Source organism: Streptomyces tanashiensis (assembly GCF_014648895.1).
Lineage (GTDB): Bacteria > Actinomycetota > Actinomycetes > Streptomycetales > Streptomycetaceae > Streptomyces > Streptomyces tanashiensis.
The window spans coordinates 32424-56907 of the sequence record NZ_BMRZ01000013.1; the positions used below are offsets into that span (position 1 = coordinate 32424).

Genomic DNA, 24484 nt, shown 5'->3' on the forward strand with positions numbered 1-24484 from the left:
GTCCGGCCCCTCAGCCCTTCGCGGCGGCCCGGTACGCCTTCGCCGCGTCCTCCTCCAGGCGCGCCTGCGTCCCGGCGATGTCCTTCGGGTTCTTCAGGAAGTCCTGGAGCGCCTTCCACTCGCCCTTGCCCGGCGTCCCGCCGAAGGACTGCGGCATCTGGTCCGACATGTCGAAACGGAAGTCGTCACCGGCGCCGATGAGCGCCTTGGCGATCTCCCGCTGGACGTCGTTCGGGTAGGCCGCCGGGTCCAGGTTCCTGTTGGGGGAGAGGAAGCCGCCCTCGGCCGCCCAGATCCTCGCCGCGTCCGGCGAGGCCAGGAAGGCGAGCAGCGCCTGCGCGCCCTTGGTGTCCTTCAGCGCCACGGCCGCGTCGCCGGCCGTCACCACGGGGGAGGTGCCGCCGTCGCCGACCTTCGGGAAGGGGAAGACCTTCGCGTCCTTCCCGATCTCCGCCTTGGTCTCGGCGATGTTGACGGCGGCGAAGTCGCCCTCGAAGACCATCGCCCCCTTGGGCTGGTCGCCGCCGGTGAAGGTCTGCGTGACCGAGGCCGGGTACTCCGTCTGGAGCGCGCCGCCCGGCCCGCCCGCGATGAGCGACGGCTTGCCGAAGAGCTCGGCCAGGGTCTTCAGGGCGGCGGTGACGGACGGGTCCGTCCACTTGATCGTGTGCTTCGCCAGCTGGTCGTACTTGGCCGGGCCCGCCTGGGAGAGGTAGACGTTCTCGAACCAGTCCGTGAGGGTCCAGCCGTCCGCGCCGCCGACCGACACCGGGGTCACGCCGGAGGCCGAGATCGTCTCGGCGGTGCCGAGGAAGTCCTTCCAGGTCTTCGGCTCGGAGGCGCCCGCGTTCTCGAAGACGGCGGTGTTGTACCAGACCAGGGACTTGTTCGCGGCCTTGAAGTAGACCCCGTACTGGGTGCCGTCCACCGCGCCGAGCTCCTGCCAGCCGCGCGAGTAGTCCGCCGCGAGCTGGGCCTTCGCCTCCGGGCCGACCGGCTTCAGCCACTTCTGGGCGGCGGCCTGCTGGATCGCGCCCACCTGCGGGAGCATCGCCACGTCGGGCGGGGAACCACCGGCGATCTTCGTGCCGAGGAAGTTCACGATCGGGTCCTGCGCGGGCACGAAGGTGACGGTCGCGCCGGTGCGCTTCTCGAACTCCTTCAGGACCTTGGTGAAGTTCTCCTGCTCCGGTCCGGTCCAGACCGCGGCGACCTCGATCTTCTCGCCCTTGAGGGAGAGTTCGCGGTCGGGCGCGGGCTCTCCCTCGTCCTTGTCGGCCCCGCTTCCGCAGCCCGCGAGGGCGAGTGCGGCCAGCGCCGTCAGCGCCGTGAGGGTCACCGCGGTCCTGCGTGGACGAAGAGTTGTACGCATCGCTGCCCCGTCTCTCCCGTGCGCTTCGCTGTCCCGTGCGTTTCGCTGTCCGTCCGACAGGTCTACGCCGGGCCACGGAGCCCCGCAATACCGCCTCCCGTGTCAAGCGGGCGATCGTGACGCCCTCGTGACGTGCCGTCAGCCGCGCGCGGCCGGGGTGAGCGGGGGCACGGGAGTCGCCTCGACCGAGCGCGCGGCCCGGTCCAGCGCGCTCGCAAGCAGAGCCAGGTCCGTCGGTCCGTTGCCCAGCTCACGGACCGGGCGACGGGTGGGCGGGTCGCCCATCCGCTCCCACTCCAGCGGGACGACCGTCGGGCGGAGCGTCGCCGTCCGGGGGATCCGGCCCGTGACCCGGCCCGCCTGGAAGGGCGTCACCCGGCCGTCCGGATGCCCGAGGCGGCCCCGCCCGGCCGCCGGCACGTCCGGGCCCGCCGCCACCGGGGGCGCGTCGAGCACGATCCGCAGCCGGGCCCCGTGGGCCAGCTCCGTGTCGGCGGTACGGTCCGGGCGCGACGAGGTCGCGACGAGGTGCACCCCGAGCCGCTCGCCGTTCCGCGCGACGGCCTCCAGGGCCCGCACGACGGACCCGGCGGCCGGCCGGCCGGGGGCGCCGAGCGCGGGGGCGACCAGGGCGTCGAAGTCGTCGACGAGGACGACGAGCCGCGGCAGATGCCCGGCCCCCGCCGCCCTCGCGGGAGCCTGCTCGCCCGACGCGGGCCGCGGAATCCGCCCGCCGGTGTCGTCGCCGCCGCGCCCGCCGGTCCGGCCGGTGACGTCGTCGGCGCCGGGGTACGGGACGCGCCCGCTCGGGCGGTCGGTGACATCACCGGCGCCCGGGTGCGGGACCCGGCCGCTCGACCGGCCGGTGACGTCGTCCGCGCCCGGGTACGGGACGCGCCCGCCGGTGAGGTCGCCGTCGCCCGTACGGAGGGTGCGGCTGCTCGGGCGGTCGTCGAGGGCCCCGCCGTCCCGCCGCGGCAGCCGCCCACTGGGCGTGTCGCCCAGGAAGGCGTCCCCGCCGGACCGCGCCCGCGCACCGGACCGCTCGTCGAGCACCCCGTCCCCGGCCCGGGGGACGCGCCCGCTCGGGCGGTCGGTGACATCGCCGGCGCTCGGGTACGGGACGCGGCCGCTGGTCCGGCCGGTGACGTCGTCGGCGCCGGGGTACGGGACGCGGCCACTGGACCGGCCCGTCACGTCGTCCGCGCCCGGGTGCGGGACCCGGCCGCTCGATCGGCCGGTGATGTCGTCCGCGCCGGGGTAGGGGACACGCCCGCTGGTGCGGCCCGTCACGTCGTCCGCGCCCGTGCGGGAGGCGCGGGCGACTCGGCCGCTCGGGTGGTCCGTGAGGTCGCCGTCGCCCGTGCGGAGGGTTCGGCTGCTCGGGCGACCGCCGGCCTCTCCCGTACCCGGGTGGGGGACACGTCCGCTGGACCGGCCGGTGACGTCGTCCGCGCCCGGGTACGGGACCCGGCCGCTCGGGCGGTCGCCCAGGGTGCCGTCCTGCGTGCGGCCGCTGCGGCTGCTCGGGAGCGCGCCGATCGTGCCGTCGCCGGTGCGCAGCGTGCGCCCGCTCGGGCGGCCCGCGAGGTCGGTGTCGGGGACGCGGACGGTCGCGCGGGCGCCCTGGGGCACGGACTCCGCCGCGCTCGGGGCGCGCTGCCCGATCAGCCGGTCGGCGGCGCGCGCCGCTCCCCGGCGGTCGGCGAAGTGCCCGTCACCCAGGAGCTCCGCCCTGCGCTTCAGCTCCGCGCCGAGCGCCTGCGCGAACTCCCGCATCCGCACCGGGTCCGAGGCGACCAGGTGCTCGGTGACGTGCGGCAGCTCCGTACAGACCGCGAGACCGTCGCCGCGCTCGCCGCCCGCGCCGTCCACGAGGAGCAGGCCGAGGCGGTCCGGGCGGCCGCCGGCCGCGAGGGAGGCGGCGATCGAGCGGAGGAGCTCCGTGCGGCCGCTGCCCGCGGGGCCCTCGATCAGCAGGTGCGGGCCCTCCTTGGTGAGGTCGACGGCCAGCGGGCCGCGCGGGCCCGCGCCCAGGACGGCCGTGCCGTCCCCGGCGGAGGCCCAGCGGGCCATCAGGGAGGCGGGGGTGGCCCGGGCGAGCCCGAGCTCGTCGAGCAGGCGGGCGGAGGGGGGCAGGGCGGCGGCCCGGCCGTGCGGGGCCGCCGCGGTCTCCGGACGGAGCGGGGCGAGGGCCCGGCCGAACCGCTCGGCCCAGGCGACGGAGACCGCGTCGACGACGCCGACGGTGCCGTGGCCCGCGAGCCGCCCGCCGGACGTCCGCAGCAGCCGCAGGGCGGTCGCCACGTCACCGCTGAGGAGCGCGGCGGCCCCGCACTCGCGGAAGGCGAGCGACGCCGCGCACGCGGCCTCGTACGTGGCGGCCACCGGGGAGTCCGGGGTCGCGGAGGGAGCCTCGGCGAGGCACAGGAGGTGGATGCCGGCCGCCGCGCCGACGCCCGCGAGCCGGGCGACCGTCTCGCGCAGCGCCGCCGATCCGGGGTCGCCGTCGACGATCACGACCGTCGTCGGCCCCTCGTGGCGGGCCGCGGCCTCGGCGACGGACGCGCGGTCGGCGCTGGGCCAGCCGGGGCCGAGCGGGCCGTCGTCGAGCCGCCGGGTCAGCTCGGCCGTACGTGCCTGGGCCTGCTCGCGGTCGTACGCCAGGAGCAGCCGGCAGTCCTGGCCGTGGGCCGGCCGGACGTGCGGGAGCCAGCCGAGCCAGCCCCAGGCGCGGCGCCGCTCCTCCAGGGAGCGGTTCCGGTCGGCGCTGATGAGCACGATCTCCAGGTCGGAGGGGGAGTGCAGGGCGGCGAGCTGGGCCACGACCGAGCGCGCGAGCCCGGTGAGCCGGTCGCCGGGGCCGGCGAGACCGAGGGAACCGGCCTCGCGCAGTCCGACGGTGACCGGAACGCCGGAGAGTTCGGCGCGGTCCGTCGTGCCGAGCCGGACCACCAGGGACTCGGGGTGGTCCTCGCCCCGCTCCCAGAGCCGGGGGCCCGGGCCGAGCGCGGTGAGCAGGACGGTGGCCGGGTCGGGCCAGGTGTCGGGGGCCGGTACGGGGCCGGGGGCGCCGTCCCGCGTGCCGGGGCCGGGCCGGACGCCGGCGTGCGTGTCCGGGGAGGAGGCGGGGGAGGCGTGGAGGCCGGCGGCGGGCAGGTCCTCGCGGCCGCCCGCGAGCCGCCGGGCCCAGGCGCCGAGCCCGCGCTTGCCGCCGCCGCGCGCGGAGGCGGCGGGAGGCGTGGGCGAGTCCCCCCGGCCGTGGGTCCGGTCGGTCTGCCGGGTCCGCGCGTGCTGCTCGCCGCCGTCCCGGGCGGAGTGCTCGTCGTGCGGGTCCCTCGCGTGCGCGTGGCCTCCGTCGTAGACCTCGCCGAGGGCGATGCCGCGCGCCCCGCCGTGGGTGCTGCCGTCCGCCGGTCCCGCCGGTCCCACGGGGTCGGTCCGGGCCGGCCGGTCCGTCCCGTGCGCGACCCGCAGGTGGCCCTCGCCGTCCGGGGCCGTCGCCACCGCGTCCGTGCCGCCGGGGGCACCGCCGGGGCCCGTCAGACGGAGGGCGGACTCGCCGAGGCGCAGCAGCGCGCCCGGGCGGAGCGGCACCGGGCGGTCGCCGACGGGCGTGCCGTCGAGCGTCGTCCCGTTCGTCGAGCCGCGGTCGGCGACCGTGACCCGGCCGTCCTCGCCGACGGTCACCGTGCAGTGGGAGCGGGAGACGTCCGGGTCGTCGAGCGGTACGTCGGCGTCGACGGAACGGCCGATTCTGATCGCTCCGCCGTGCAGCAGGTGCACTCCGCCCGCGTCCGGGCCCGCCACCACGTGCAGCCGGGCGGTGGCCGTCTCGTCGGCCCGGTCGTCCGGTCCGGGGACCTGGAGGGAGAGGACCGCGCCGTCGACCAGCGGGGGTTCGCCGAGCACGCAGCGCCGGCCGTCGAGCCGCTCCGCGCCCGCGTAGAGCACGGTCGTGCCCGAGGCGGAGGTCTCGGGGCCGGTGACGGAGGCGGCGAGGTTCGAGGCCACGGCGGCGAGGGCCGTCCCGGCGGGGGCCGTGACAAGCACGTCGCAGGCGCGCCCGGCGCCGTGGCCGGCGTACGGCGCGAGGACGGTCAGCCGGATCTGCATCGCCGTCAGCGGTCCCTTCTGCGCGAGATGGCCCGGCAGGGGGGAACCGCCCTGTGTCTCCCCCCACCCGGCACGGACGCGTCGCCCGGTACAGGTCGGCACGGCGCGGGGGCTCCCGACCCCGTCGATGCGACGTGCTGTAGGCATCCTCGCACCTGCCACCGACAACACGCCCGCGGGTCGGCCACAAGTGATCTTGAATGGTCGGCCGTGGACGAGAAATAGCCCGGTTGGGCATGCCTTCGGAGCATGCGTGGCAACCGCCGCCCGCCGTGGAGCGTCTTCTTCCGGACAAGTTCCGTTCGGTTCCGGCCCCCGGCAAGACGCGGACACGGCATCGGAACCGGCCTGTGGACGACCGGTCTGTGACACGTTCGGCGGCACTAAAGTGGGTCGGACACCCGGACGGGTCACAACAGAGGACAAGGACCCCGGGGACACATCGGGAACCACCCCAGGACCACGATCAGCAGGGAGCGCGTGACGTGCGGCCTATCGGCAGCAAGTACCTGCTCGAGGAGCCGCTCGGCCGCGGCGCCACGGGCACCGTCTGGCGAGCCCGCCAGCGGGAGACGGCGGGCGCCGAGGCGGCCGTGCCCGGCCAGCCCGGCGAGACCGTCGCGATCAAGGTCCTCAAGGAGGAGCTGGCCAACGACGCGGACATCGTGATGCGCTTCCTGCGCGAGCGGTCCGTGCTGCTCCGGCTGACCCATCCCAACATCGTGCGCACCCGCGACCTGGTCGTCGAGGGCGATGTCCTCGCCCTCGTCATGGACCTCGTCGAGGGCCCCGACCTGCACCGGTACATCAGGGAGAGCGGCCCGCTCACCCCGGTCGCCGCCGCCCTCCTGACCGCCCAGATCGCCGACGCGCTCGCCGCCAGCCACGCGGACGGCGTCGTCCACCGCGACCTCAAGCCGGCGAACGTCCTGCTCGCCGAGCAGGGCGGCCAGATGCACCCGATGCTGACGGACTTCGGCATCGCGCGCCTCGCGGACTCCCCGGGCCTCACCCGCACCCACGAGTTCGTGGGCACGCCCGCGTACGTGGCGCCGGAGTCCGCCGAGGGCCGCCCGCAGACCTCCGCCGTCGACATCTACGGCGCCGGCATCCTCCTCTACGAGCTGGTCACCGGCCGGCCCCCGTTCGCGGGCGGCACCGCCCTGGAGGTCCTCCACCGGCACCTCAGCGAGGAGCCGCGCCGTCCCTCGACCGTGCCCGGACCGCTGTGGACGGTCATAGAGCGCTGCCTCAGCAAGGACCCGGACCGGCGGCCGAGCGCCGTGAACCTCGCCCGGGGCCTGCGCGCGGTCGCCGCCGGCATCGGCGTGCACGCCACGCCCGCCCAGATCGAGGCGGCGGACGGCGTCGGGGCGCTCCTCGCCCCGGACCCGGCGCCCGCGCCCGTCCCGCAGACCCCGGAGGCCCCGGCCCCGGGCGCCGCCGACCCGACCCAGGTGCTGCCCACCGGTGCGGCCGCGGCCGGCGCCGGGATGCCCCCGCAGTACGACCCCGCCGCCGCGACCAGCGTCATGCCGACCAGCGGCCCGGGCGCCGCCGACCCGACGGCCGTCATGCCCCCCGTGCCGCAGAACCCCCCGGCCGAGGAGCCGCACCCCTGGCAGAGCCAGCTGCGGCAGGTCCGCGACCGCAACGAGCAGACCCAGGTGCAGTACCTGGACCCGAGCGACGACCCGCTGCGCCGCCGCCCGCAGCGCCAGCCGCAGCAGCAGCCCCAGCAGCCCGGTCCGTACGGGCAGCAGCACGGCCAGCAGCCGCCCCAGCCGTACCAGCAGCAGCGCCCGGCGCCGCAGCGGCCCGCGCCCCAGCAGTACCAGCAGCAGCCGCAGCAGTACGCGCCCCCGCCGCCCCCGCCGCAGCAGCAGTACGCCCCGCCCCAGCAGCAGTACACGCCGCCGCAGCCGCCGCCCCAGGCCCCGGCGCCGCGCGAGCCGCGCCCGCCGCGCCAGCGCAGCGCGAACCCGGTGCGGATCCCCGGTCTCGGCTGCCTCAAGGGCTGCCTGATCATGATCATCCTGTTCGTGGTCGCCGGCTGGCTCGTCTGGGAGCTCACCCCGCTCCAGGACTGGGTCGCCCAGGGCAAGGGCTACTGGGAGGCCATCGGCGACGGCATCTCGACGGCCACCGACTGGTTCTCCTCGATCTTCGAGTCCACCGGTTCCGGGGGTACTACCGGCGGTACGGGGCAGTAACACTGCCGATTTGTCGACTTCCGAGGGGTGATTTCCCCTCGGAGGTCGAGACCGGCGGCCGTGGACGCGTAGCTTTGTCGAGAACCGCAGCCGCTGAGGGAGCAGTCTTGGCACGGAACATCGGCAGCCGCTACACCGCCCACCAGATCCTCGGGCGGGGCAGCGCCGGAACGGTGTGGCTCGGCGAGGGACCCGAGGGGCCCGTCGCCGTCAAACTGCTGCGCGAGGACCTGGCCTCGGACCAGGAGCTCGTCGGCCGCTTCGTCCAGGAGCGGACCGCCCTGCTCGGCCTCGACCACCCCCGGGTGGTCAAGGTCCGCGACCTCGTCGTCGACGGCACCGACCTCGCCCTCGTCATGGACCTCGTCCGCGGCACCGACCTGCGCACCCGGCTCGACCGGGAACGCCGCCTCGCGCCCGAGGCCGCCGTCGCGATCGTCAAGGACGTCGCCGAGGCCCTCGCCGCCGCGCACGCCGCCGGCGTCGTCCACCGGGACGTCAAGCCGGAGAACATCCTGCTCGACATGGAGGGCCCGCTCGGCCCCGGCGGCGCCCACCCCGCCCTCCTCACCGACTTCGGCGTCGCCAAGCTGATCGACACCCCCGGCCGCACCAAGGCCACCCGGATCATCGGCACCCCCGACTACCTCGCCCCCGAGATCGTCGAGGGCCTCCCCCCGCGCGCCGCCGTCGACATCTACGCCCTCGCGACCGTCCTGTACGAGCTGCTCGCCGGCTTCACCCCCTTCGGCGGCGGCCACCCCGGGGCGGTCCTGCGCCGCCACGTCACCGAGACCGTCGTCCCGCTCCCCGGCATCCCCGAGGAGCTCTGGCAGCTGATCGTCCAGTGCCTCGCCAAGGCCCCCGCGTCCCGGCTGCGCGCCTCCGAGCTCGCCGCCCGCCTGGGGGACGTCCTGCCGCTGCTCAAGGGCATCCCGCCGCTGGACGTCGACGAGCCGGACGCGGAGCCGGCCCCGGAGCCGTACGAGGAGGACGCGTACGCCACCGGCGCGGGCGCGGGTGAGCCCGGCCCGCGCCGCGCCGCCGTCCCGCTCGTCCCCGGCGCCTCGGCCGACTCCAACCGCGACACCCACACCTCCATGCGGGTCCCGGCCCCCGACGAGCTCTCCGGCGGACCCCTCGGCACCGCCCGTGCCCCGCGCCCCGCCGGTGCCCGCCGTCCCGGCTCGGCCCGCCACAAGGCGGGTGCGGTCCGCAAGCGGCGGATCACCCTCGCCGTCGCGGCGGTCGTGGTCGTCGGCGCGCTGGGCGCGGGCGGCTACCTGGCGGCCTCCGGGGACGGGGAGGCCCCGCCGCAGGACTCCAAGCAGTCGTCCCAGCCGTAGGCCCCGGCCGCCGGTCTCCCGGACGTACCCTCCGCCACAGGTTCGGCTCCTTGCCCGGAGCCGTTACGCTGGACGCGTGGCAGTCGTCGATGTATCCGAAGAGCTGAAGTCCCTCTCCTCGACCATGGGGTCGATCGAGGCCGTCCTGGACCTCGAGAAGCTGAGGGCCGACATCGCCGTGCTCGAAGAGCAGGCCGCGGCCCCGTCCCTGTGGGACGACCCGGAGGCGGCGCAGAAGATCACGAGCAAGCTTTCGCACCTCCAGGCCGAGGTCCGCAAGGCCGAGACCCTGCGCGGCCGGATCGACGACCTCGCGGTGCTCTTCGAGCTCGCCGAGGAGATGGACGACCCGGACACCCTCGCCGAGGCCGAGACGGAGCTGACCTCCGTCCGCAAGGCCCTCGACGAGATGGAGGTCCGCACCCTCCTCTCCGGCGAGTACGACGAGCGCGAGGCCCTGGTCAACATCCGCGCCGAGGCCGGCGGCGTCGACGCCTCCGACTTCGCCGAGCGGCTCCAGCGCATGTACCTGCGCTGGGCCGAGCGCCACGGCTACGCGACGGAGATCTACGAGACCTCGTACGCGGAGGAGGCGGGCATCAAGTCCACCACCTTCGTGGTGAAGGCCCCGTACGCCTACGGCACGCTCTCCGTCGAGCAGGGCACCCACCGGCTCGTCCGCATCTCGCCCTTCGACAACCAGGGCCGCCGCCAGACGTCCTTCGCCGGCGTCGAGATCCTCCCGGTCGTCGAGTCCTCGGACCACGTCGAGATCGACGAGTCCGAGCTGCGCGTCGACGTCTACCGCGCCTCCGGCCCCGGCGGCCAGGGCGTCAACACGACCGACTCGGCCGTGCGCATCACGCACCTCCCGACCGGCATCGTCGTCTCCTGCCAGAACGAGCGCTCCCAGATCCAGAACAAGGCGAGCGCCATGAACGTCCTCCAGGCCAAGCTCCTGGAGCGCCAGCGCCAGGAGGAGCGGGCCAAGATGGACGCCCTCAAGGACAGCGGCAGCTCCTGGGGCAACCAGATGCGTTCGTACGTGCTCCACCCGTACCAGATGGTCAAGGACCTCCGTACGGAGTTCGAGGTCGGCAACCCGCAGTCCGTCCTGGACGGCGAGATCGACGGCTTCCTCGAGGCGGGCATCCGCTGGCGCAAGCAGCAGGACAAGTAGTCCCCCCAGTCGCACGACACCGGGCCCCGCACCTCTTGGTGCGGGGCCCGGTGCCGTTCCGGGGCGCCTCCCGCGTATTCGCTGGCGCAAGCGGAAGCGAGGCCGTCGGGGCGCTTTGTCGACAAGGGAACTGCCCTCACCGGGCCCGGAGTTCAGGGTTTACGTCACAGTTGCATCGTCGCATGTCGGTCACCTGGTGATCTTTCGGGCATCGCACGCGCAACGACCTTGACGCCTCATCGGAAACTCGGAAGGGTGGCGTACTGGCATGCGCTTTCCTGGGACGCGTGTGAACGGGGGCCGGTCCAGTCGTGACACACCCCTGCTGCGCGGGGCCCCGAGCGCTGCCCCATGACGAGATGAGCTACTGGGGGTAGCAGCCAGATGACCAACAAGACGCGAGTCCGCCTGGTGCGGGTCGCGGCCAGTGCCGTGATCATCGCCGGTGCGTCCCTGACGGCGGCCGGTGCCGCGCAGGCCGTCGGCGGATTCGGAACAGAGTCGAACCAGACCCAGGACGCGGGTCTCGGTGTCCAGGACGCCCTGGAGGGCGAGGACACCGGCAACACGAGCCTCGGCCAGACCTCCGGCGGCGCCGCCGCCGCCGGCGAGCAGACCTCGTCGTCCTCGACGACGGGCGAGCAGTCGACCTCGACCACGGGTGAGCAGTCCTCCGCGACCTCGACCTCGGGCGAGCAGTCGACGTCGACGACCGGCGAGCAGTCCTCGTCGTCCTCGACCACGGGCGAGCAGTCGTCCTCGTCGTCGACCACGGGCGAGCAGTCCTCGTCGTCCTCGACGACCGGCGAGCAGTCGTCCTCTTCCTCGACGACGGGCGAGCAGTCCTCGTCGTCCTCGACGACGGGCGAGCAGTCGTCCTCGTCGTCGACCACGGGCGAGCAGTCCTCGTCGTCCTCCTCGTCGTCGACGACGGGCGAGCAGTCGTCCTCGTCCTCCACGACGGGCGAGCAGTCGTCGTCCTCCTCGTCGTCGACGACGGGCGAGCAGTCGTCCTCGTCGTCGACGACCGGCGAGCAGTCGTCGTCCTCGTCATCGTCGTCGACCACGGGCGAGCAGTCCTCGTCCTCGTCGTCCTCGACCGGCGAGCAGACGTCGTCGTCCACCACGGGTGGCTCGTCCACCGACGGTGGCGCCGGCACCTGCACCGTCGACCTCGACGGCGCCGAGTGCGTGGACACCGGCAACAACAACACCGACACCGACCAGGCCGGCTCGCAGCCCGTCCAGCAGGGTGAGGCGAAGGAGGAGCTCGCCGAGACCGGTGCGGCCGAGACCTCGTTCCTGATCATCGGTGCCGCGACGATGATCGCCGGCGGCATCGGCTTCCGGATGCTGCCGCGTCTCGTCGGTGGCGGTCGCGCCGCCGTCTGACGCACCCGCGCGGACGCGTAGACGCACGACGAAGGGCCGGGGAGTCCGCTCCCCGGCCCTTTCGCGTGGTTCCGGCTCGTGTGGGCTCCGCGCGCCCTCCGGTCAGGCCGCCTGGAAGGCGGCAAGCAGTGCGATCGCCGCCAGCAGCGCGATCGCCAGCGTCAGCAGCATCGCGGGGGACAGCCCCTGAGGGGTCAGTCGCTCCCGATTGGCGCGGCAGACGGGGCAGCGGCCCTCGGCGACCGGGGCCGCGCAGTTGGCGCACACCAGTCGGTCGTAGGTCATGCGCTCTCCTCCTCCCGCACTGGGATACACACGGACAACGTCCGGAGGGATCCGGACGTTCCCCCTACCACTGTGCCAGCTCCGCGGCGTTTCGGCGCGCCCCGCCGGATTGCCCGCCTTCCGTCCGCGAGGGCGAAAAGGATAAACGGCGCAAGCCAGGACCGCGACTGCGCGGGCCATCCCCGGTCGCGTAAGGTCACGCACACCTACTCCCGGCCGACCGTGGTGCATCCGTGATCCGATTCGACAACGTCTCCAAGTCCTATCCGAAGCAGAGCCGCCCCGCGCTCCGGGATGTCTCCCTGGAGATCGAGAAGGGGGAGTTCGTCTTCCTCGTCGGTTCCTCCGGCTCCGGAAAGTCGACTTTCCTGCGACTGCTCCTGCGTGAGGAGCGCGCCAGCCAGGGCCAGGTGCACGTCCTCGGCAAGGACCTGGCCCGGCTCTCCAACTGGAAGGTGCCGCAGATGCGGCGCCAGCTGGGCACCGTCTTCCAGGACTTCCGCCTGCTGCCCAACAAGACCGTCGCCGAGAACGTGGCCTTCGCCCAGGAGGTCATCGGCAAGCCGCGCGGCGAGATCCGCAAGGCCGTGCCGCAGGTGCTCGACCTGGTCGGGCTCGGCGGCAAGGAGGACCGGATGCCGGGCGAGCTCTCCGGCGGTGAGCAGCAGCGCGTCGCCATCGCCAGGGCCTTCGTCAACCGGCCGATGCTGCTGATCGCCGACGAGCCCACCGGCAACCTCGACCCGCAGACCTCCGTCGGCATCATGAAGCTGCTCGACCGGATCAACAGGACAGGGACCACCGTCGTCATGGCGACCCACGACCAGAACATCGTCGACCAGATGCGCAAGCGCGTCATCGAGCTCGAAAAGGGCCGCCTCGTCCGTGACCAGGCGCGCGGCGTCTACGGATACCAGCACTGAGCTGTAGCGAGTAGGAGAAAGCAGACCCATGCGCGCTCAGTTCGTGCTCTCCGAGATCGGCGTCGGTCTCCGGCGCAATCTCACGATGACCTTCGCCGTCATCGTCTCCGTGGCCCTCTCGCTCGCCCTCTTCGGCGGCGCGCTGCTCATGCGCGAGCAGGTCAGCACGATGAAGGACTACTGGTACGACAAGGTCAACGTCTCCATCTTCCTCTGCAACAAGGCGGACGCGGCCACGGCGGCCAAGTGCGCCAAGGGCGCGGTCACCGGCCAGCAGAAGGAGCAGATCGAGGCCGATCTGAAGAAGATGGACATCGTCGAGTCCGTCCAGCACGAGACGGCCGACGAGGCGTTCAAGCGGTACAAGGAGCAGTACGGCGACACCGCCATCGCCTCCGTGGTGACGCCGGACCAGATGCAGGAGTCGTTCCGGGTCAAGCTCAAGGACCCGGAGAAGTACAAGGTCGTCGCCACGGCCTTCGCCGGCCGTGTCGGCGTCGAGTCCGTCCAGGACCAGCGGAACATCCTGCAGAACCTCTTCGACCTGATGAACGGCATGAACATCGCCGCCCTCGGCGTCATGGGGCTGATGCTCGTCATCGCGCTGATGCTGATCGTCAACACGGTCCGCGTCTCGGCCTTCAGCCGCCGCCGCGAGACCGGCATCATGCGGCTCGTCGGCGCGTCCAGCTTCTACATCCAGATGCCGTTCATCATGGAGGCCGCCTTCGCCGGCCTCCTCGGCGGCGCCGTCGCCTGTGTGCTGCTGCTCGTCGGCCGGTACTTCCTGATCGACCACGGCATCGCGCTCGCCGAGAAGATGCAGCTGGTCAACTTCATCGGCTGGGACGCGGTCCTCGCCAAGCTGCCGCTGGTGATCGCCATCGGCCTGCTCATGCCCGCCGTGGCCGCCTTCATCGCGCTGCGCAAGTACCTCAAGGTTTGACTGCTCCCCGCTCCTTGGAGTGGGATTTCAGGCTCAGGCCGCCCGGCGGGACTGCGTCCCGCCGGGTCTTCCGCCGTCGGCAGCAGCCGGGTTCAGACCTGCCCGGACGAGCATCACGCGTGCAGAGTTCTTGTCCCTCGGGGACGAGGCTCCGCACGCGGTGCAGGTGTAGACGCGCTCTCCCAGCGGCAGTACGTGCTTGGCTCTCGCTCCGCACTGCGCACAGTCCGTCGTGGTGTGCGCGGGGTGGACCAGGTGCACGGTACGGCCGTGCTTGCGGCCCATCTCGATCAGGGCCCGCTTGGTGGCGCCGACGGCGGCGTCAGCGGCTTTCCTGGCCATCGTCGTCTTGGCGAGGAACTTCGGCCGGAAGTCCTCCACGGCGATCTCGTCGTGGTCGCGGACTTCGCACCTTCACTCGAAGTTCTGACGTTCCCGCGAACGAGTGAGCGGAGATGCCGGTGTCGACCACTGATGACGGCCTCTGGCCAAAGTCCGTGCGTCGCCTTTCGCTTGTCCTAGAGTGGGCGCCATGCCGGCCAAGCCCGCACCCTTCTGTATCCGGCCCCGTGGAGTCGTCCGCGGGGCCGTTCTGACGTTGGTCTTCACCGGGGTCCTCGCCACCGCCGCCGCCACGGGCTCGCTGCCCCGGCAGGAGGACCCGGGGGCGGAGCGGCCGGCCCCGGTGCGGGCGGCGGGTGGTGCGACGGTCGACAGCGCCGCGCTCAGCCGGGCCGCCGCCGCGGCCATGGCCGACGGCAAGTCGGGCAAGAAGGCCGCCGAGGAGTTCGTCAGCCGCAGCGGCGACCGCTGGGGCGCGGTGTACGACAAGAAGGAGTACGCCGAGTTCGAGCAGGCCCTCGGCGGCGCCTACACCGGTGTCGGCCTCTCCGCCGGGCGGGCGGGGGCGAGTGGGGTGCGGGTGACGCGGGTGCAGCCCGGGGGACCCGCCGAGCGGGCCGGTCTGCGGGCCGGCGACCGGCTGGTCTCCGTCGACGGGCGCCCGGTCGACGGGCTCTCCGTCTCCGAGGTCGTCTCCCTGCTGCGGGGCGACGGTGTCCCCGGTTCGCCCGTCGCGCTCCGGGTCGAGCGCGGCCGGGCCGCCTGGACGCAGACCCTGCTCAGGGCCCGGCTGGCGACGGACCCGGTGACCGTCCGCCGCCTGGACGACGGGGCCGTGCTGATCCGGGTGGCCGCCTTCACCAAGGGCGCGGGCACGCGCGTGCGTGACGCGGTACGGGCCGCGCCGGCCGGCGCCGGGGTCCTCCTGGACCTGCGGGGCAACGCGGGCGGTCTGGTCGCCGAGGCCGCCGTCGCCGCCTCCGCCTTCCTCGACGGCGGGCTCGTCGCCACGTACGACGTGGAGGGCGAGCAGCGGGCCGTGTACGCGGAGGGCGGCGGCGACACCGGCAGGCCCCTGGTGGCGCTGATCGACGGGGGCACGATGAGCGCGGCCGAACTGCTCACCGGAGCCCTGCAGGACCGGGGCCGGGCGGTCACCGTCGGTTCGCGGACCTTCGGCAAGGGCTCGGTCCAGATGCCGAGCGCCCTGCCCGACGGCTCCGTCGCCGAGCTGACCGTCGGCCACTACCGCACCCCCGCCGGGCACGCCGTGGACGGCCGGGGCATCACGCCGGACCTGGCGGCGGGGGAGAAGGCCGAGGAGCGGGCGAGAACGGTATTGAGTGGCCTCGGAGGGGGCTCGTAGTGCGAAAATGACCGCACTATGGCAAAGGGACTCGTGAACGTGCAGGGCAAGCCTGCCAAGAAGAACCAGGACAAGGCGCCGGAGCGCAAGCTCATCGCGCAGAACAAGAAGGCGCGGCACGACTACCACATCATCGACACCTATGAGTGCGGTGTGGTGCTCATGGGCACCGAGGTGAAGTCGCTGCGCATGGGCCGTGCCTCGCTGGTCGACGGCTTCGTGCAGATCGACGGCCACGAGGCGTGGCTGCACAACATCCACGTGCCCGAGTACATGCAGGGCAGCTGGACCAACCACCACGCGAAGCGGAAGCGGAAGCTGCTGCTGCACCGGGCCGAGATCGACAAGCTGGAGTCGAAGTCGCAGGAGACGGGTCACACGATCGTGCCCCTCGCGCTGTACTTCCTGAACGGCCGGGTGAAGTGCGAGATCGCGCTCGCCAAGGGCAAGAAGGAGTACGACAAGCGGCAGACCCTGCGGGAGAAGCAGGACACGCGCGAGACGAACCGGGCGATCGCGGCGGCGAAGAGGAAGCAGCGGGCGGCGCAGAGCGCCTAGCGCCGGTAATACGCTGGCGACGGCACCCGTCGGTCACGTACGATGGGTCTTGCACCCCGCAGAGGGTGCGACCTTTGAAAAAACAACATGGGGATGATCGGTTTCGACAGCGGATGTCGAAGCAGTGGGAAGCGTGTCGAGGAAGCGGCAATGATCTCGTAAACCATATGTCGCAACCAATAATCGCCAACACCAAGAGCGATAACTCCCGCTTCGCCCTCGCTGCCTAATTTTAGGTAACGAACAGAAGCCTCTGTGAGGAGCGTCAGCCCGGGGGTGGTCCCGACCCGGATCCTGGCGTCATTCAGGGATCTAAACCTCCAGCCCCGGTCACGGGGGTTGGAGGGAAATCAAACAGTGGCTGAGCCCGTTCCGGACTTGTCTGGGTGATCCGGAGGGCTGAGAAACTCGTACCAGACTGCACACGGAGAAGCCCTGATTCCGCACCGTTGGACGCGGGTTCGATTCCCGCCATCTCCACTCATCCCATGTGGGCACAGGCCCGGTGGTCGCGCGAGCGGCCGCCGGGCCTTTGTCATGCCCGGCGGCCTGCGCCGGTCGCCGTGCACAGGGTCAGGGCCAGCGCTGCCGCCGTCACCGGGATCAGGAAGCCGAACGAGGCGAAGGGCGCGTGGTCGGCCGCCCAGCCGCCGGTGGCCGAGCCGGCCGCGACTCCGGCCAGGAGGGCGGTCACGGCGAGGCTCATGCCCTCGTTGAGCTGGGCCGCCGGGGTGAGGCGCTGGAGCAGGCCCATGGCCGTCACCATCGTCGGAGCCGTGGCCATGCCCGCCAGGAGGAGACCGCCGGCCAGGGCGAGCAGGGAGCCGGTCGAGGCGGCCAGCAGCGGCATCGCCATCAGGACGGCCATCGCGGCCAGGCAGGTGCGCAGCCGGGCGGTGCGGTGGGCGCGGCCGTAGAGGAGGCCCGCCGCGCAGGAACCGGCGGCCTGCAGGGCGAGGACCGGTCCCGCGACGGGGCCGTCCACGTAGGCGAGGGCCACCACCTCCATGGAGCCGAAGACCGCTCCCGTGGTGAGGAGGACCGCGAGCAGCGGGGCCATGCCGGGGGCGCGCAGCGGGGAGCCGGCCGTGGTGCGGGGGGCGATCGGTGGCTCGGTGGAGCGCTGGGCGGTGAAGACCAGGACGCCGCCGAGGAAGAGGGTGGCGGCGGCGAGGGTGCCCGCCTCCGGGAAGAGCGCGGAGCAGAGGACGGCGGCGAGCACCGGGCCGAGCATGTAGCAGAGCTCGTCGGCGGCCTGCTCGAAGGCGTTGGCGGTGTGCAGGGCGTCCGGGTCGTTCCGGAAGAGGTGTGCCCAGCGGGCCCGGGACATGCCGCCCGTGTTCGGGGTGGTGGCGGTGACGGCGGTGGTGAGGAAGAGGGCCCAGACGGGGGTCCTCTCGTGGACGCAGAGCAGCAGGACCAGATGGCCCAGGGCCGCGTAGGCGGCGGCCGGGACCGCGATCCTGGCCTGGCCGTACCGGTCGACGAGCCGGGCGATCAGCGGGCCGGTGACGGAGCCGACGGCGAGGCCGGTGGCGGTGACCGCGCCGGCCAGGGCGTAGGAGCCGTACGCCGCCGCGATCATGATCACGGCGCTGACGCCGAACATGCCCATGGGGAGCCGGGCGATCAGGTTCCCGGCGGTGAAGGCGCGGGTGCCGGGGTGGGTGAAGAGGCGGCGGTAGGGGTTGGCGGGGGGTGAGGGCTTCCCGGGCGGCGCGTGGGGGGTGTCGCGCGGGTGGGGGAGGGCGTGGGGCTCCCGGCGGCGGGGGAGGGCGTGGCTCGCCCGGTCGCGGTAGCGCGGGGCGAGGGCCGGGCCCGCCGGGGTGAGGGTGAGGTCCGGTTGCGGCATGGATCAAGGGTGGGTTGGCATGCCCCTGCCGGTCCAACACCTGAACGGTGGCCATTCACGCGTCTGTGTTGTTAGATGCGGCGGTGGTCACCTCCTCGTACGACATCGACCCCCGCCTTCTGCGCGCCTTCACCGCCGTCGCCGAAGAGCTGCACTTCACCCGCGCGGCCGCCCGTCTCTACCTCGCCCAGCAGGCCCTCAGCCGCGACATCCGGCGTCTGGAGCGGGAGTTGGGCACCGGGCTGTTCGTACGGACCACCCGACAGGTCGCCCTCACCCCCGACGGCGAGCGTCTCCTCCCGTACGCCCGCCGGGTGTTGGCCGCCCACGACGAGCTGAGCGACGCCTTCCGTGCCGCGCCCCGGCCGCTCCTCGTCGACCTCAACAGCCCCGACCTCGTCCAGGAGCGCGTCCTCCTCCGGGCCCGCGAACTCGCCCCGGAGCAGGAGCTGATGGCCCGCTACGAGAGCGGACTCACCGGCGCGGCGCAGTCCATCCTCGCCGGCCGGATCGACACCTCCTTCGGCCGGTACGGAGGGCTCGACGCCCGGCTCAGGGCGGGGCTCGACTCCCAGTTCGTCCGCTACGAGCCGATGGCCGTGATCCTCCCCGAGGACCATCCGCTCGCCGTCCTGCCCGAGGTGCCGCTCGCCCGGCTCGCCGGCGAACGGATCTACGCCGGGGCCGGGAACGACCGCACGCCCGAGTGGACCGACCTCGCCGCCCGCCTCTTCGCCGGCCGCGGCATCGCGATCGCCCCGCCCGCACCCCTGGCCATCGGCCACGAGGAGTTCCGCCGGCTCATGGCCAAGCACGGCCACCCGGTCCTCGCCGTCGTCGACTTCCCGCCCATGCCGAACTGCGTGATCCGGCCACTCGTCGACCCCGTCCCCCTCTCACCCGTGAGCCTCGTGTGGCGCAAGGGGCTCCGCCACCCCGGCCTGGACGCCCTGCGCCGGGCAGCGGCCGAGCTGGGGGCCCGGGAAGGCTGGCTCACCCGCCCGCCCGGCGCCTGGCTGCCCGAGGGGGAGCCGGGGCTGCCCGCGTAGGGCCGTCTTCAAGACAGGCCCCCGGGGCCCGGGGCGGCAGCGGGCGGCGGGGGCGCTCACAGGAGGCCCGTACGCCGGGTGAGAGCAAGGTTCCGTCACCGTCACCTCACGGCACCGGCCTGAAACGCGCCCTTCCTAGCGTCGGTCCCATCAGGGATCCGACTCCGTGGAGGTGCGAGATGGGTGGCCGCTGGATCGAACGCTGGGAACCGGAGGACGAGACCTTCTGGCGGGAGAAGGGAGAACGGATCGCCCGGCGGAACCTGCTCTTCTCCGTCCTCTCCGAGCACATCGGCTTCTCGATCTGGAGCCTCTGGTCGGTCATGGTCCTCTTCATGGGCCCCCAGTACGGGGTCGACCCGGCCGGAAAGTTCTTCCTGATCGGCACCGCCACCTTCGTCGGCGCGCTGATCCGCATCCCGTACACCTTCGCCGTCGCCCGCTTCGGAGGCCGCAACTGGACGATCTTCAGCGCCCTGCTGCTCCTGCTGCCCACCGGCCTCGCCTTCACGGTGATGCACCCCGGCACCTCGTACACCACCTTCCTCCTCGTGGCGGCGCTCACCGGCGTCGGCGGCGGCAACTTCGCCTCCTCGATGACCAACATCAACGCCTTCTTCCCGCTCCGGAAGAAGGGCTGGGCACTCGGCCTCAACGCGGGCGGCGGCAACATCGGCGTCCCCGTCGTCCAGCTCGTCGGCCTCCTCGTCATCGGCACCGCCGGAGCCGTCCACCCGAGGATCGTGCTCGGCGTCTACCTGCCCCTGATCGTCGTCGCCGCCCTCTGCGCCGCGCTGTTCATGGACAACCTCGCCCCCGTGAAGAACGACACCGGAGCCGCGAAGGAGGCCGTGAAGGCCCGGCACACCTGGGTCATGGCCTTCCTCTACATCGGCACCTTCGGCTCCTTCATCGGCTACAGCTTCGCCTTCGGCCTCGTCCTCCAGACCCAGTTCGGCCGCACCCCGCTCCAGGCCGCCTCGCTCACCTTCATCGGCCCGCTGCTCGGCTCGCTCATCCGGCCCGTCGGCGGCTCCCTCGCCGACCGGCACGGCGGCGCCCGCATCACCCTCGGGACCTTCGCCGCGATGGCCGCGGCGACCTCGGTGGTGATCTACGCCTCCGTCGTCGAGTCGCTCACCGTCTTCCTCGTCGGCTTCATCGGACTCTTCGTCCTCAGCGGCCTCGGCAACGGCTCCACGTACAAGATGATCCCGGCGATCTTCCTCGCCCAGGGGCACCGCAAGGGCCTCGCGGGCGAGGCCGCCGAAGTCTACGGACGACGGCTCTCCGGGGCCTCCATGGGCCTCATCGGCGCCGTCGGCGCCCTCGGCGGACTCGGCATCAACCTCGCCTTCCGCCAGTCCTTCCAGACCGCGGGCACCGGCACCGCCGCCTTCGTCGCCTTCCTCGCCTTCTACGCGGCCTGCATGGTCGTCACCTGGGCGGTATACCTTCGGGCCCCGGCCACCGTCCCCGAGACCGCCGAGGCGGTCACGGAGCCGGAGCCCCGGTCCGGCTACGCCCGGGTGTGACCCCCGATGCCCGGCGCGGACCGTAACGACCAGGAAATACGCGCGAACCGAGACCGTCACGCGTCCCCGTCAGGCTCAGGACCCATGGACGAGCAAGAACACGGCCCCCTCGCCGGCTTCACCGTCGGCGTCACCGCGGCACGCCGCGCCGACGAGCTGATCGCGCTGCTGCGCCGGCGCGGCGCGGCCGTCGTCCACGGCCCCGCCCTGCGGATCGTCCCGCTCGCCGACGACACCGAACTCCTCGCCGCCACCAAGGAGCTCATCGGCCACGCCCCGGACGTCGTCGTCGCCACCACGGCGATCGGCTTCCGGGGCTGGGTCGAGGCCGCCGAGGGCTGGGGGTACGGGGAGGAGCTCCTCCGCGTCCTGCGGGACGTCGAGCTCCTCGCCCGCGGACCCAAGGTCAAGGGAGCCGTACGCGCTGCCGGACTCACCGAGTCCTGGTCGCCCTCCTCGGAGTCCATGGCCGAGGTCCTCGACCGGCTCCTCGGCGAAGGCGTGGCAGGCCGCCGGATCGCCCTCCAGCTCCACGGCGAGCCCCTCCCCGGCTTCGTCGAGGCGCTCACCGCCGGCGGCGCCGAGGTCGTCGGCGTCCCCGTCTACCGCTGGATGCCCCCCGAGGACATCGGCCCGCTCGACCGGCTCCTCGACGCGACCCTCTCCCGCACCCTCGACGCGGTCACCTTCACCAGCGCGCCCGCCGCCGCCTCGCTGTTCTCCCGGGCGGAGGAGCGGGGCGTACGGGACGAACTCCTCGCCGCGCTCCGGCACGACGTGCTCGCGGTGTGCGTGGGACCCGTGACCGCGCTGCCGCTCCAGGCGGAGGGCATCGACACCTACCAGCCGGAGCGCTTCCGGCTCGGGCCGCTCGTCCAGCTGCTCTGCCGGGAACTCCCCGGGCGCTCCCGGATCCTGCCCGTCGCCGGCCACCGCGTGGAGGTCCGCGGACACGCCGTCCTCGTCGACGGCGCCCTCCGCCCCGTCCCGCCCGCCGGAATGGCCCTCCTCGGCCTCCTCGCCCGCCGCCCCGGCTGGGTCGTCTCCCGGGCCGACCTCCTCAAGGCGCTCCCCGGAGCGGGCCGCGACGAACACGCCGTGGAGACGGCGATGGCCCGCCTCCGCACGGCCCTCGGCACGCCGAAGCTGATCCAGACGGTGGTGAAGCGGGGGTACCGGCTGGCTCTGGACCCGCCGTCGGAGGAGAAGTACGACGGGTAGGCCCGTCGGGGGCGGTCGCTCCGCCCCTTCGGGCGACCGCCCCCACGGCGCGGGAGGATCGCCCCCACGTGCGTGGGCCCCGCGACTGACACGGTGCCCCCCTGTGGCGTACGCTCGACGGCTGCCCAGTGCACGTGAGAAGGGGGCCTTAGGTGGCCGCGCAGGAAGCCGTGGACACGGTCAGAGACCGTGAGATCGGTGTCGAGCAGGAACATCTGGATCAGGTCTACCGCCGACTGGAGGAGAAGATCCACGAGGCGGAGTTCCTGATGAACGACGCCGCCCAGCGGGGTCAGGTCGGCACGCCCGGCGCCCTCGCCGAGCGGGACGCCCAGGTCTTCCGGGCCGGCATCCACCTCAACCGGCTCAACAACGAGTTCGAGGACTTCCTCTTCGGCCGGATCGACCTTCTGTACGGGAAGGACGGGAAGAAGGGCCCCGACGGCGCCTACACGTCCGTCGAGCCCGCCGAGGACGCCGTACGTCCCGATAACACGGCCGACATCGGCGAGACCCTCCACATCGGGCGCATCGGCGTGCTCGACTCCGACTACGCCCCGCTCGTCATCGACTGGCGCGCGCCCGCCGCCGCGCCCTTCTACCGGTCCACCCCCGTCGACCCCGGCCGGGTCGTGCGCCGGCGCGTCATCCGCTCCAAGGGCCGCCAGGTCCTCGGCGTCGAGGACGACCTCATGCGCCCCGAGCTCCGCGCCACCCTCGACGGGCGCGAGCTGCCCGTGATCGGCGACGGCGCCCTGATGGCCGCCCTCGGCCAGGCCCGCAGCCACACCATGCGGGACATCGTCTCCAGCATCCAGGCCGAACAGGACCTGGTCATCCGCGCGCCCGCCGCCTCCGTGACGTACGTCGAGGGCGGGCCGGGCACCGGGAAGACCGCGGTCGCGCTGCACCGCGCCGCCTACCTGCTCTACCAGGACCGGCGGCGGTACGCGGGCGGCATCCTGATCGTCTCCCCGACCCCGCTCCTCGTCTCGTACACCGAGGGCGTCCTGCCTTCGCTCGGCGAGGAGGGCCAGGTCGCGATCCGCGCCGTCGGCTCGCTGGTCGACGGCGCCGAGGCCACCGCCTACGACGAGCCCGCCGTCGCCCGCGTCAAGGGCTCCTCCCGCATGGTCCACGTCCTCCGCAAGGCCGCCCGCGGCGCCCTGGAGACCCCCGCGCCCAAGGCGCAGCCCGAGCTGGGGGAGGACACCGAGGGCGCGCCCGCCGGTACGCCCACCCGGCTCCGTGTCGTCGCCTTCGGGCGGCGGCTGGAGCTGGAGGCCGACGAGCTCCGCCGCATCCGGCACAACGTCCTCGGCGGCACCGCCCCCGTCAACCTGCTCCGGCCGCGCGCCCGCCGGCTCCTCCTCGACGCGCTGTACGCCAAGTCCGGCGCCGTCGGCCGGCACAGCGACCCCGAGCTCGCCGCCGAGCTGCGTTCCTCCTTCGACGAGGACGTGTCGACGGAGGACTCGTTCCTCGGGTTCCTCGACGCCTGGTGGCCCGAGCTCAGTCCCCGTCAGGTCCTCGACGCGATGGCCGACGAGCGGCGGCTCGGCCGCTGGGCCCGCCGGATCCTCAACCCGGGCGAGGTGCGGCGGCTCGCGCGCTCGCTGCGGCGGCGGGAGCTCTCCGTCCACGACGTCGCCCTCCTCGACGAGCTCAACACCCTGCTCGGCGCCCCGGCCCGGCCCCGCAAGAAGCGGGAGTACGACCCGCTGGACCAGCTCACGGGCCTGGAGGAGCTGATGCCGGTACGGGAGGAGACCCAGCGGGAGCGGGCCGAGCGGCTCGCGGCGGAGCGCACCGAGTACGCGCACGTGATCGTCGACGAGGCCCAGGACCTGACGCCCATGCAGTGGCGGATGGTCGGGCGGCGCGGCCGGCACGCCACCTGGACGGTCGTGGGCGACCCGGCGCAGTCCTCCTGGTCGGACCCGGACGAGGCGGCTGAGGCCCGTGACGAGGCCCTCGGCTCCCGGCCCCGGCGCCGCTTCGAGCTGACCGTGAACTACCGGAACCCGGCGGAGATCGCCGAGCTCGCCGCGAAGGTCCTCGCCCTCGCCATGCCGGGCAAGGAATCGCCGCGCGCGGTCCGCTCGACGGGCGTCGAGCCCCGCTTCGTACAGGTCCCGGACAAGGCGAATCTGGCCGAAACCGTACGGTCCGAGGCCGAGCGGCTCCTCGGTGAGGTCGACGGCACGGTGGGCGTCGTCGTCGCCATGAACCGGCGTCGGGAGGCGGCCCGCTGGCTCGCCGACCTGGGCGACCGGGTGGTGGCCCTCGGTTCCCTGGAGGCGAAGGGGCTCGAGTACGACGCCACCGTCGTCGTCTCCCCGGCCGAGATCGCGGACGAGTCCCCGGCCGGTCTGCGGGTGCTCTACGTGGCCCTGACCCGGTCCACGCAGGCGCTGACGGTGCTCTCGGGCGACCGGGACATGCCGGACGAGGCGGGGGTCCCGGACCTGCTGCGGGACTGAGCCGGCGGGCGCGGGACGCCGATTTCCAGTCAACCTGTGGCGCTGGAATCACCAGCCAGGGTGGTTTGTTAGCCTTGTCGTGGCACCGGCTCGATCCAAGCCCCCGGGCCCAACCTTCGTCCCTCAGAGGGACCACTTGCCGCGAGGCGAGCATGGCGGGTCGGTGCCACTTAGATGTATGTACGAAGTTGAGGCCCCTGTCACCTCCGGTGACGGGGGCCTCTTCTGTTTCCCCGAGAGTTCTCGTATGGTGGAAACTACTTTCCGAAAACAAAATGACCGCATTACCTGCTACCGGCAGGTAG

General features: G+C 73.3%; 17 protein-coding genes, 1 other RNA gene and 1 pseudogene. 13 read left to right on the forward strand and 6 right to left on the reverse strand.

Going from position 1 to position 24484, the window contains the following annotated elements; genetic code table 11:
* Positions 1-10: 10 nt before the first annotated feature.
* Both IE237_RS29610 and IE237_RS29615 read right to left on the reverse strand, forming a co-directional pair.
* The gene (locus tag IE237_RS29610) at positions 11-1372 is read right to left on the reverse strand and encodes an ABC transporter substrate-binding protein (protein WP_189805202.1); all 1362 of its coding nucleotides are present in this window, start codon (positions 1370-1372) and stop codon (positions 11-13) included.
* A gap of 138 nt (positions 1373-1510) precedes the next feature.
* Positions 1511-5488: an FHA domain-containing protein gene (locus IE237_RS29615; RefSeq protein ID WP_189805343.1), complete on the reverse strand. Its 3978-nt coding sequence runs from the start codon at positions 5486-5488 to the stop codon at positions 1511-1513.
* Between the two features lie 485 nt (positions 5489-5973).
* Here IE237_RS29615 and IE237_RS29620 point away from each other — a divergent pair, with 485 nt between their 5' ends.
* The 3 genes from IE237_RS29620 (at position 5974) to prfB (ending at position 10227) form a co-directional block, all read left to right on the forward strand.
* Complete coding sequence (locus tag IE237_RS29620) at positions 5974-7701, forward strand: serine/threonine-protein kinase (protein ID WP_189805203.1); 1728 nt, start codon at positions 5974-5976, stop codon at positions 7699-7701.
* 107 nt (positions 7702-7808) lie between these two features.
* Positions 7809-9047 carry a serine/threonine-protein kinase gene (locus IE237_RS29625; RefSeq protein ID WP_189805204.1) on the forward strand — a complete coding sequence of 413 codons (1239 nt, stop codon included), beginning with the start codon at positions 7809-7811 and terminating at the stop codon, positions 9045-9047.
* A gap of 76 nt (positions 9048-9123) precedes the next feature.
* Positions 9124-10227: a peptide chain release factor 2 gene (gene prfB, locus IE237_RS29630; RefSeq protein WP_189805205.1), complete on the forward strand. Its 1104-nt coding sequence runs from the start codon at positions 9124-9126 to the stop codon at positions 10225-10227.
* Between the two features lie 236 nt (positions 10228-10463).
* Here the strand turns inward: prfB and IE237_RS41540 are convergent, their stop codons facing one another.
* Positions 10464-11354, reverse strand: coding sequence for a hypothetical protein (locus IE237_RS41540; RefSeq protein WP_308433124.1), 891 nt, complete (start codon positions 11352-11354; stop codon positions 10464-10466).
* Positions 11355-11418: 64 nt separating this feature from the next.
* Between IE237_RS41540 and IE237_RS41545 the strand changes: the two genes are divergently transcribed.
* A complete protein-coding gene (locus IE237_RS41545) occupies positions 11419-11619 on the forward strand; it encodes an LPXTG cell wall anchor domain-containing protein (protein ID WP_229885608.1) in 201 nt (66 codons plus the stop codon).
* A gap of 102 nt (positions 11620-11721) precedes the next feature.
* Here IE237_RS41545 and IE237_RS29640 read toward each other — a convergent pair whose 3' ends face one another.
* A complete protein-coding gene (locus IE237_RS29640) occupies positions 11722-11904 on the reverse strand; it encodes a hypothetical protein (RefSeq protein WP_189805207.1) in 183 nt (60 codons plus the stop codon).
* A 233-nt stretch (positions 11905-12137) separates the two neighbouring features.
* On the opposite strand from IE237_RS29640, the gene ftsE reads away from it, so the two are divergent.
* Positions 12138-12827 carry a cell division ATP-binding protein FtsE gene (ftsE, locus tag IE237_RS29645; RefSeq protein ID WP_030692056.1) on the forward strand — a complete coding sequence of 230 codons (690 nt, stop codon included), beginning with the start codon at positions 12138-12140 and terminating at the stop codon, positions 12825-12827.
* A gap of 28 nt (positions 12828-12855) precedes the next feature.
* The gene (ftsX, locus tag IE237_RS29650; protein ID WP_189805208.1) at positions 12856-13773 is read left to right on the forward strand and encodes a permease-like cell division protein FtsX; all 918 of its coding nucleotides are present in this window, start codon (positions 12856-12858) and stop codon (positions 13771-13773) included.
* A 33-nt stretch (positions 13774-13806) separates the two neighbouring features.
* Here ftsX and IE237_RS29655 read toward each other — a convergent pair.
* Positions 13807-14178: pseudogene (locus tag IE237_RS29655) on the reverse strand (zinc ribbon domain-containing protein); the annotation flags it as partial.
* Between the two features lie 127 nt (positions 14179-14305).
* On the opposite strand from IE237_RS29655, the gene IE237_RS29660 reads away from it, so the two are divergent.
* The 3 genes from IE237_RS29660 (at position 14306) to ssrA (ending at position 16522) form a co-directional block, all read left to right on the forward strand.
* Complete coding sequence (locus tag IE237_RS29660) at positions 14306-15481, forward strand: S41 family peptidase (protein ID WP_189805209.1); 1176 nt, start codon at positions 14306-14308, stop codon at positions 15479-15481.
* 18 nt (positions 15482-15499) lie between these two features.
* Positions 15500-16039, forward strand: a complete 540-nt coding sequence (gene smpB / locus IE237_RS29665) for an SsrA-binding protein SmpB (protein WP_229842970.1) — start codon at positions 15500-15502, stop codon at positions 16037-16039.
* An 89-nt stretch (positions 16040-16128) separates the two neighbouring features.
* Positions 16129-16522, forward strand: a transfer-messenger RNA (tmRNA) gene (gene ssrA / locus IE237_RS29670).
* A gap of 52 nt (positions 16523-16574) precedes the next feature.
* On the opposite strand, the gene IE237_RS29675 is transcribed toward ssrA, so the two are convergent.
* Positions 16575-17891 (reverse strand): MFS transporter, encoded by a 1317-nt coding sequence (locus tag IE237_RS29675; RefSeq protein WP_189805210.1) that lies wholly within the window; start codon positions 17889-17891, stop codon positions 16575-16577.
* Between the two features lie 83 nt (positions 17892-17974).
* Between IE237_RS29675 and IE237_RS29680 the strand changes: the two genes are divergently transcribed.
* The 4 genes from IE237_RS29680 to IE237_RS29695 all read left to right on the forward strand — a co-directional run bounded on the left by IE237_RS29680 (position 17975) and on the right by IE237_RS29695 (position 24179).
* On the forward strand, positions 17975-18940 hold the full coding sequence (locus IE237_RS29680; RefSeq protein ID WP_229842971.1) for a LysR family transcriptional regulator: 966 nt from the start codon (positions 17975-17977) through the stop codon (positions 18938-18940).
* Positions 18941-19119: 179 nt separating this feature from the next.
* Positions 19120-20475, forward strand: a complete 1356-nt coding sequence (locus IE237_RS29685) for a nitrate/nitrite transporter (RefSeq protein ID WP_189805212.1) — start codon at positions 19120-19122, stop codon at positions 20473-20475.
* Between the two features lie 84 nt (positions 20476-20559).
* Positions 20560-21696, forward strand: a complete 1137-nt coding sequence (locus IE237_RS29690) for a uroporphyrinogen-III synthase (protein WP_189805213.1) — start codon at positions 20560-20562, stop codon at positions 21694-21696.
* Between the two features lie 152 nt (positions 21697-21848).
* A complete protein-coding gene (locus tag IE237_RS29695) occupies positions 21849-24179 on the forward strand; it encodes a HelD family protein (protein ID WP_189805214.1) in 2331 nt (776 codons plus the stop codon).
* The last annotated feature ends 305 nt before the right edge of the window (positions 24180-24484 follow it).

Excerpts from the sequence above, each read along its gene's own strand:
- IE237_RS29640 (WP_189805207.1), bottom strand. The coding sequence starts at position 11,904 with ATGACCTACGACCGACTGGTGTGCGCCAACTGCGCGGCCCCGGTCGCC.
- IE237_RS29615 (WP_189805343.1), bottom strand. The coding sequence starts at position 5,488 with ATGCAGATCCGGCTGACCGTCCTCGCGCCGTACGCCGGCCACGGCGCC.
- smpB (WP_229842970.1), top strand. The coding sequence starts at position 15,500 with ATGGCAAAGGGACTCGTGAACGTGCAGGGCAAGCCTGCCAAGAAGAAC.
- IE237_RS29610 (WP_189805202.1), bottom strand. The coding sequence starts at position 1,372 with ATGCGTACAACTCTTCGTCCACGCAGGACCGCGGTGACCCTCACGGCG.
- IE237_RS29690 (WP_189805213.1), top strand. The coding sequence starts at position 20,560 with ATGGACGAGCAAGAACACGGCCCCCTCGCCGGCTTCACCGTCGGCGTC.
- ftsX (WP_189805208.1), top strand. The coding sequence starts at position 12,856 with ATGCGCGCTCAGTTCGTGCTCTCCGAGATCGGCGTCGGTCTCCGGCGC.
- IE237_RS29660 (WP_189805209.1), top strand. The coding sequence starts at position 14,306 with ATGCCGGCCAAGCCCGCACCCTTCTGTATCCGGCCCCGTGGAGTCGTC.
- IE237_RS29675 (WP_189805210.1), bottom strand. The coding sequence starts at position 17,891 with ATGCCGCAACCGGACCTCACCCTCACCCCGGCGGGCCCGGCCCTCGCC.
- IE237_RS29685 (WP_189805212.1), top strand. The coding sequence starts at position 19,120 with ATGGGTGGCCGCTGGATCGAACGCTGGGAACCGGAGGACGAGACCTTC.